The following is an 8,236-nucleotide window of genomic DNA, read 5'->3' on the forward strand; positions in this document are numbered from 1 at the left end:
GACGATCACCGTCACCATCAAATACATCATGTTCGTGCTCCGTGCCGACAATCGCGGCGAGGGCGGGGTGCTGTCGCTGATGGCGCTGGCGCGCAACAGTTTCCCGACCTGCTCGGCGGTGATCCTCGGCATCGGCATCGGCATCGTCGGCGCGGCGCTTTTTTTCGGCGACGCCGTCATTACGCCGGCGATCTCGGTGCTGTCGGCGGTCGAAGGTATGAATGTCGTCACGCCGACGTTCCAGCCCTATGTGGTGCCGCTGACACTGGCCATCCTGGCGATCGTGTTTGCGGTACAGCGGTTTGGCACCGGCGGCGTAGGATTGGTGTTCGGACCCGTTACCGCGCTGTGGTTCCTGGCCATCGGCCTTTCCGGGCTCAACCACATCATGGACGACCCGGAAATCCTGCTGGCAATCAGCCCGCATTACATCGTGTCGTTCCTGGTCAACTCGCCTGACGTCGCCTTCGTTACGGTTGGTGCAGTCTTCCTCGCCGTCACCGGAGCCGAGGCGCTCTACGCCGACCTCGGCCATTTCGGCCGCAAGCCGATCGTGCTCGCCTGGCTGGCGATCGTGTTCCCTTGTCTGTTGCTCAATTATGTCGGGCAAGGCGCCTTCGTGCTGGCAAATGGCGGCGTTGTCGGTCATCCGTTCTTCGAGATGAACCAGGGCTGGACGCTTATTCCGATGGTCGTGCTTGCCACGGCGGCGACCGTGATCGCCTGCCAGGCGGTGATCTCCGGCGCCTTTTCGCTGACCAGGCAAGCGGTACAGCTCAACATGCTGCCGCGTTTCGTCATCCAGCACACGTCGGAAAAACAGTCAGGCCAGATCTATCTGCCGCGCATCAACCTGATGCTGGCGCTGGTGGTGATGCTGCTGGTGGTCGGCTTCGGCGAATCCAGCCGCCTGGCCTCGGCCTACGGTATTTCGGTGACCGGCAATATGCTGGTGACGAACATACTGCTTTTTGTTGTGATGACGCGCATCTGGAAATGGCCGCTCGGCGTCGCGATAGCCTTAATGGCGGTGTTCGTCTTCATCGATACCGGCTTCTTTGCAGCTAACATCGTCAAGGTATTCGAAGGCGGCTGGGCCTCGCTTGCCATTGCCGCAGTGATCGTGATGACCATGTGGACTTGGATAAGAGGCAGCAGGTATCTATTTGACAAGACGCGCAGGAACCAGATTCCGCTCGATTTCCTTGCGGGCAATCTGTTGAAGAAGAAACCGCAGCTGGTGTCCGGTACGGCCGTGTTCCTGACCAGCGATCCCGCCAGTGCGCCGACCGCGTTGATGCACAGCCTGAAGCACTACAAGGCGCTGCACGAACAGAACGTCATCCTCTCTGTGGTGACGGCGCAGCAGCCCGTGGTGCCCGACAGCGAGCGGATCAAGATGGAAACGATCAATGAGCTGTTCATGCGGGTGACACTGACCTTCGGCTACATGGAACAGCCTAACATCCCGCGTGCGCTGGCGATCTGCCGCAAGCAGGGTTGGAAGTTCGACATCATGACGACGTCCTTCTTCCTGTCGCGTCGCTCGCTCAAGGCGTCACCCAACTCCGGCATGCCGGTGTGGCAGGACAAGCTGTTCATCGGCTTGGCGCGCACGGCCGCCGACGCGACGGAGTATTTCCAGATCCCGACCGGACGTGTGGTCGAGATCGGAACGCAAGTGGCCGTTTAGGTATGCCCGGTTAAGCAGAATCAATTGGCATTTCGCGAGCCGGTGAATGCCTGACCGGGCGGAGGCCACGATGCTTGCGCCAAACTGGGGTCCGGTTCCAGGCCTGAAGCTTCCGGCCCCGAAAGCCGTCCTTTACGCCTGCGATCATTTCCGTTCCGCATTGTCTTGCCGACCCACCAGTCGAGATGCGCTGAAACGACCTCGCCGGGCAGCAACTTATCATTTGAACCTAATCGATGTGCCGCAAGTCCGACCTTCATTCTTCAGTTCACAGGCTAGCGTTGCCAAAATCGGCGTGCCGCCTAACCGGCGCCGCACCGTGACCTGTCAGGATGCTATGCAGGCGCGAGGCAGAAGGCGGCTCGAGGCCGCCGGCCTGGTGCTGGTCCGGCAGCGGCCGGGCTCGGCCAAAGGCTTCATGTTCCTCTGGAGGATGAGACGGGTGCGGCAAACGTCGTCGTCTGGGTCAAGATCTCTCGAGAAATTCCGGCGCGTGCTTCTTGCTTCGGCCATGCTCGGCGTCCGCGGACGCATCCGACGGAAGAGGAGGTGGTGCACCTCGTCGCCCACGAGCTGACCGATCTGTCGGCCGGGCTGGCCAGCGTGGGAAACCGCAAGACGCCGTTTCCGTTGCCGCACGGCCGAGGGACGAGGCTCATCACGGCGGATCGGGCATCGATCCGCGCGGCATGCCGAAGGGGCGCGACATCGTCGATGCAGTATGACCATATCGACCCTATCAAGTTCAAGACGCGTAACTTCCGGTAGCGCTTCCGGAGGCCACTTCAGCAGCATGTTGTGCACACTTTTGTCGGACCCTGTTAACTGCCGATTGGCAGCAGGTCACCCCGTGCCGGATCCCAAATGTCGTCGCTCTCAAGCGCAACGACTGCCCGCACCCTTTTTAAGTCAGCGAGCACCTCCACCGCCGGACGCCGCCCCGTTTCCTGAGCCGCGGCGTAACGGGTGTATTTGTGACTGTCCGGCTCAAACCACTTCAACGATTCCAAAGTAGCCATGGCATCGCCCTTGCGGCTGCGCGTGATGCGAATGATCGTGATCCCATCCTCAGCGCTCGCGTCGAATGGAGACACGCTGCCAACGCTTCATCTGCTCTACCCCATCTTTGTTCCAAGGCGGTCGGATCATCTCAATGAGCCCTGCCTCGGGGTGGCCAAAGCATGCATATTTATCGTTCGGCCCCGCATCGAATTATCATCTGCGATGTGGGACTCGATCTTGGGTTGGCGACGGCTTAGCTCCGGGAGTAGACGTCGGACCACTGATAAGTGCCGGACCTTCTCCACAATTTCTCGGCGGACTCATCGTGAACGCTCGATTGGACGTAAATGCGGTTCGCGGAAACGCAGGTCTGGCCGGCATTGCGGAACTTCGCCTGGACCGCACCGTCAACAGCACCGTCAATGTCGGCATCATCGAAGATGATGAAAGGTGCATTGCCGCCGGTTTCAAGGCTGACCTTCTTGATCTGGTCAGAGCACTGACGCATCAGCAGCCGTCCGGCCTCGTTCGAACCGGTAAAGCTGATCTTTTGAATCTTGAAATTGGTGCAGAGTTCACGGCCCACGCGATCACCTTCGGACGCATAGATCCAGGTTGACCACGCCATCGGGAAAGCCGGCCTGATGGCGAGAGCAAACATTGCACCTAGCCACGCCACGATAAGATCGAGCGCGGCTTCGTTGCGTGCGGGTCTGTGGTCAGTGGAGGGCGGAGGAAAAGCGCTCGGCGTGCTCGCCCTCGCGATACCACTGGTTCGCGCCGGCAAGCGCCAGTTTCTGAGGCAAATCGCCGAACAGCTGGTAGAGCCTTACTCTCAGGGCTTGGCATCTATGTCGCCTACGACCGCCACATGCAGCCCGTCGCGTGCGAAAGCGGCTTTGTGGAAGGCGCTTAGATCGGAGGGCGTTACGCTAGTCAGGCTCCCTTGGGCGGTCTCGAATACGGATGCGTGCCGTAGATTCCGCGCCGCCAGGCCAGCTCGGCGATCGCATGAGGTTCGCGCTCATTGGCAATGATTTCGGAGAGAAGCTGGGCGCGTATGCGGTCGAAAAGTGCTGGTGTAGCCGGCTGCGGGTCCCGCCGCCGAGAATGTCGGCCAGCAGTCGAGCGCCGCGGCCTCGCACCAGGGACCGCCCATGAATGACTCATGCGAGGCGTCTCAAGGCTGTCCGCGATCCAGCGCCAGATCTCCGCCTCGCCCGAGGGGCGCAGAGCTGGCCGGTTGTGCAGGAGCCGTAGGCAATATCCGCCTTCCTCGTTCGGATGGGTAACGCTTGCGATACGGAGTCTTGACTTTGGCAGTCGCTCTGTGACATTACCTATATAAAGGTCGAAAGAAGACGATATGGATCATGCTTAGGTCACAGAGACCCGAATGAAGGCAACGTATAAACGCACCTATTCGCGCTACGCGATGGAAGCGCTTGGCCTTTTCGGTAAGACCATCCGGCTTGGCCGGATGCAGCACCGGTTAACCGCACAGGAGTTAGCCGAGAGAATCGGTGTTTCACGCAGCACCCTGCAGCGCATCGAGAAGGGCGATCCCAAAGTCGAAATCGGACTGATGTTCGAAGCTGCTGCCATTGTCGGTGTGAAGCTGTTCGATGCCGACGGCAAGGGCATCACAGCCCTCACAGGCCGCATGGACGATCGCATCGCGCTGCTGCCGAAGCACGTCTACAAGGCCAGCAAGCAGATCGTCGATGAGTTCTAAGGTCCCCAAGTACGACGAAGCCTATGTCTGGGTCTGGCTGCCGGGCGAGACCGCGCCGGTTGTCGCCGGGCGGCTATATGCCCATGACGGACTCGTCAGCTTCAACTATGGCAGGAGCTTTCGTGAACTGGGCAGCGCGATCCCGCTTTATCTCCCGGAACTGCCCCTGAAGGCAGGCGAATTGCCTTTGCTTCCTGGCCTAACCATGCCGGGATGCATCCGCGATGCTGCCCCTGATGCCTGGGGACGACGGGTTATCCTAAACCGCAAATTCGGTGTGAAGGGCGATGAAATCGCGCGGCTCGATATTTCAGAATTGACGTTCTTGCTGGAATCAGGCTCGGACCGCATCGGCGCGCTCGATTTTCAGTTTTCGCCCACGCATTACGAGCCGCGCGCACTGGCCAATGCCACTCTCGAAGAGCTTGTCCAATCGGCGGAGCGGGTAGAGAAAGGTATTCCGCTCACCCCCGAATTAGATCAGGCGCTGCATCACGGCAGCTCGATCGGCGGCGCAAGGCCAAAGGCGCTGATCGAGGATGACGCCGTCAAGCATGTCGCGAAATTTTCCTCGTCTGCCGACCTTTACAGCGTCGTCAAAGGAGAATTCATAGCCATGCGGCTTGCCGCCTTGTGCGGCATCAGAGCGGCATCCGTCTCGCTCGTTCGCGCCGCAGGCAACGACGTGTTGCTCGTCGAGCGATTCGACCGGATCAAGGTCACGGGCGGCTGGCAACGCAAATCCATGGTCTCAGCGCTGACGATGCTCGCGCTCGATGAGATGATGGCGCGTTACGCCAGCTACCAGGATTTGGCGGAGATCATTCGCCACCGATTCACCGCGCCGTCGGAAACTCTGCGCGAGTTGTTCAGCCGCATTGTCTTCAACATACTTTGCGGCAACACCGACGATCATGCCCGCAACCATGCGGCATTCTGGGACGGGGCTAAGCTCACCCTCACGCCTGCGTACGATATTTGTCCGCAGGCCCGCAGTGGCCAGGAGGCCAGCCAGGCCATGCTCATCAGCGGCAATAACCGCATGAGCCGGATAGCGTCCTGCCTTGAAGCGGCGCATCACTTCCTGCTCAGCGCGCCGGAAGCTCTTGCGATTGTTGAAGGCCAGCTCCGATGCATTGCGGAGAATTGGCCGCGTGTCAGCGAGGAAGCTACGCTATCCGGCATAGATCGGAATCTGTTCTGGGGCCGACAGTTCCTCAATCCCTACGCTTTTACGGCGCTGGAAGGAAGCGCCGACGTTCTCCGCGCTCTGGCTGACGAACTACGCAACAGTGTTCACGCCTGATCCGGCGCTGGATTTCGGACAAGCTCGGCAAGCGCAAGACGCCACAATATGGACAACCCTTGCCGTGCCAGGACGAAGATTGAACAAACGGCTCTTCAACAGTGACAACGTGCACTGCGGAGAGATGTTGAGCTGACACCGCAAAAGCCCAAGACGCGCGACTTCCCGCGATACAACTCCACATAACTGAGCGTCTACAAGCGGTGCAGCCAGCCAAACATCCAGCCATCAAAGCGATGATCGTCTGATCTTTTGCCGATGACATCACGTCGGGGAAGACTTGTTCGAGCGCTTGCCGCTTCATATCGATACCGGCCTGGGCGTAGCGCATCGTTAGTTCAGCCCGAGTGGCCTGGCCATCGACTGATGGTGGCGATGTCAACACCCGCCTTGACGAGGTGGATGGCCGTCGTGTCCCGCAAAGGGCGATGATGGATGCTCTTTTCCGCCATGGTGGTTCCTTCGCCCGCAGCCATGTGTGCGCAGCAAGTATCGAACACCGAACCGGGTGAGCAGTGTGGGGCGGTCGTTGCTTTGCTCGGCGGGACAGGGCGGTATACCAGACGAAGGTCACAATCGAAGATTCAGGATCCCTGAACTCGTGCATCCGTATTGAACATCAGCGAAAACAGAGCGTAATCCCGCTGTCCAGAAGGCGTGCGGCGGTCGATACGCGCCAGGACGCTCTTGATTTCCGGGCTCATCGAGATATTCGACAGGTGCCACCCACGCGCCCTCTTGAAGGGAAGTGTCACCACCAGTTGCAGCGTATCCTAATATTCGGGGTGCTCCGAAATCAGGAACCGCGCAAAGGCATGCATCGCCGCCAGCCTTGCATTGCGGGTCGCAACTGCCACGCTCGACCTCAAGTGATGTGAGAAAGCTGCCCATCCTGTCGGTATTGATGTCGGAGACCGCTTCTTTCAAGAATATCTTCCCGCTCTCCCGCGGCATGAGCCCGTGGCATGCTTCGGCCCAATGCTGTGGATTGATGTTTCTTCATGCCACAACCTCGCTGACGAGACCGCCGAAAGCCCCTTCAAAGCGGTCGGTGGCGATCTCTCGCAGCTTTGGAAGGTAGTGCATTGATTTTTCGAGGAATGGGGACCCTGTTTAAAGGGTGATTTTCGTCCAAACGGGACCCCTTAACGATGGGGTCATCAAGATGCCTCCGGCTTGATCGGAGGCATTTGTGTTTTGGATGTTGGTTTTAGAGACGATTGCAAAGATACGTCGGCTGTCGCTGGTCCAGGGGAAGTCGATCAAAGCGATCTGCCGTGAGCTGAAGATCTCGCGCAAGGTGGTGCGCAAGGTCCTGCGTTCTGAGCAGACGCAGTTCCGCTACGAGCGCAAGCACCAGCCCTATCCCCGCATGGGAGCTCGGCGTGAGACGCGGGACCGGCTGCTGTCGGCGAATGCGGCCAAGCCGCAGCGGGAGCGGCTGCCGGTCGCTTCGACGGCTTCCATTGCATTCCCCCGTCGGTGTCGAAGACCTGCACGGTGCGCTTCGACAACAACAAATACTCGGTGCTGTCGAGTGCCGTCGGTCGGCCCATCGAGATCCATGCTTATGTCGATCGGATCGCATCCGCCAGAGGATGGCGTGGTCGTGGGAGAACACGTTCGCTCCTTTGGCCGCAACGAGGTCGTCTACGATCCCTGGCACACGGCGCGCGCCGTTCCTTGGCTGGGTCGTGCGGTCGGCAATGGAGAAGGTGCGGCGCAGCTCAAGGCGGTTGATGACGTCGACCGGCAGATGGTGTTGATCCTCACCTGGGTGCTGACCGACGGATTGAGCGCGGTCGAGGCCGCCTGTCAGGAAGCCATCGAGCACGGTGCATCGTCGGCGCCGGTGATCCTCAACATCCTGGCCCGCAGCCGCGATCCGGCGCCGGGCACGATCCTTTCCATTCCCCAAGCGCTGAAGCTAGCTCACGAGCGGTCGCCGACTGCACCCGCTATGACAGTCTCAGGAGGACAAACAGCCATGGAACGCACCGAGGTACTGGAACTGATGGGAGCGCTGAAGCTCTACGGAATGCGCAGAGCCTATGACGAGATCATGGGTGCGTCGCCATCAAGCGACGGCACGAGCCGCCCAGGATTTTCGGTGATCTCTTGCAGGCCGAGATATCGGAGAAGCAGGCCCGCTCCATCAAATACCAGTTCGCTGTCGCCAAGTTGCCGCTGGCCAAGGACATCGACGACTTCGACTTCGCCGACACGCCGGTCACCCCCTGATGCGCGATCTCGCCCGGCCGCGCCTTCGTCGCCGATCAGCGCAACATCGTCCTGGTCGGCCGCCTTCACGGGTCACCCAACTCGCGCGGAAGGTCGACCGCATTGCGACGGGCGCGTGTCGACTTCCCAACAATGTCAGACAGGAGACGCAACGCTATCGGAGCGATCGCATTGCCCGAAACGATTTTCCCAGTTGGCACGACAATTGCGGTCCTATGCGCAAAAGCAAACTAGACCTGAGAGCCGCACCGCATGAATG

The 8,236-nt window shown here is 60.0% G+C and carries 5 protein-coding genes and 4 pseudogenes; 6 read left to right on the forward strand and 3 right to left on the reverse strand.

The features are described from left to right. Together EOC06_RS27270 and EOC06_RS45025 are read left to right on the forward strand one after the other, a co-directional pair. Window positions 1-1,693, forward strand: a 1,693-nt coding sequence (locus tag EOC06_RS27270) for a potassium transporter Kup (protein WP_164898759.1), incomplete at its 5' end; no start/stop codon positions are given. Window positions 1,694-2,000: 307 nt separating this feature from the next. After that, window positions 2,001-2,461 (forward strand): annotated as a pseudogene (locus EOC06_RS45025) (OB-fold nucleic acid binding domain-containing protein); the annotation flags it as partial. A 53-nt stretch (window positions 2,462-2,514) separates the two neighbouring features. Here the strand turns inward: EOC06_RS45025 and EOC06_RS27280 are convergent. Then, window positions 2,515-2,787, reverse strand: a complete 273-nt coding sequence (locus tag EOC06_RS27280) for a hypothetical protein (RefSeq protein ID WP_127266913.1) — start codon at window positions 2,785-2,787, stop codon at window positions 2,515-2,517. A gap of 215 nt (window positions 2,788-3,002) precedes the next feature. Continuing rightward, window positions 3,003-3,479: pseudogene (locus EOC06_RS27285) on the reverse strand (aldehyde dehydrogenase family protein); the annotation flags it as partial. 612 nt (window positions 3,480-4,091) lie between these two features. On the opposite strand from EOC06_RS27285, the gene EOC06_RS27295 reads away from it, so the two are divergent. Then, window positions 4,092-4,430, forward strand: a complete 339-nt coding sequence (locus tag EOC06_RS27295) for a helix-turn-helix transcriptional regulator (RefSeq protein ID WP_236383572.1) — start codon at window positions 4,092-4,094, stop codon at window positions 4,428-4,430. After that, window positions 4,420-5,736: a type II toxin-antitoxin system HipA family toxin gene (locus EOC06_RS27300; RefSeq protein ID WP_127206482.1), complete on the forward strand. Its 1,317-nt coding sequence runs from the start codon at window positions 4,420-4,422 to the stop codon at window positions 5,734-5,736. Before EOC06_RS27295 ends, EOC06_RS27300 begins: the two co-directional genes overlap by 11 nt. A gap of 570 nt (window positions 5,737-6,306) precedes the next feature. On the opposite strand, the gene EOC06_RS27305 is transcribed toward EOC06_RS27300, so the two are convergent. Continuing rightward, complete coding sequence (locus EOC06_RS27305) at window positions 6,307-6,663, reverse strand: hypothetical protein (RefSeq protein ID WP_127309514.1); 357 nt, start codon at window positions 6,661-6,663, stop codon at window positions 6,307-6,309. Window positions 6,664-7,179: 516 nt separating this feature from the next. Here EOC06_RS27305 and EOC06_RS43655 point away from each other — a divergent pair. Continuing rightward, a pseudogene (locus EOC06_RS43655) lies at window positions 7,180-7,713 on the forward strand (IS21 family transposase); the annotation flags it as partial. Window positions 7,714-7,723: 10 nt separating this feature from the next. Then, window positions 7,724-8,037 (forward strand): annotated as a pseudogene (locus tag EOC06_RS43660) (ATP-binding protein); the annotation flags it as partial. Window positions 8,038-8,236 lie beyond the last annotated feature (199 nt).

This window comes from Mesorhizobium sp. M7A.F.Ca.MR.362.00.0.0 (assembly GCF_004023175.1).
Taxonomy (GTDB): domain Bacteria; phylum Pseudomonadota; class Alphaproteobacteria; order Rhizobiales; family Rhizobiaceae; genus Mesorhizobium.

Bases quoted from the DNA above. Each gene is read 5' to 3' on its own strand.
- EOC06_RS27295 (WP_236383572.1), top strand. From the start codon at position 4,092: ATGAAGGCAACGTATAAACGCACCTATTCGCGCTACGCGATGGAAGCG.
- EOC06_RS27300 (WP_127206482.1), top strand. From the start codon at position 4,420: ATGAGTTCTAAGGTCCCCAAGTACGACGAAGCCTATGTCTGGGTCTGG.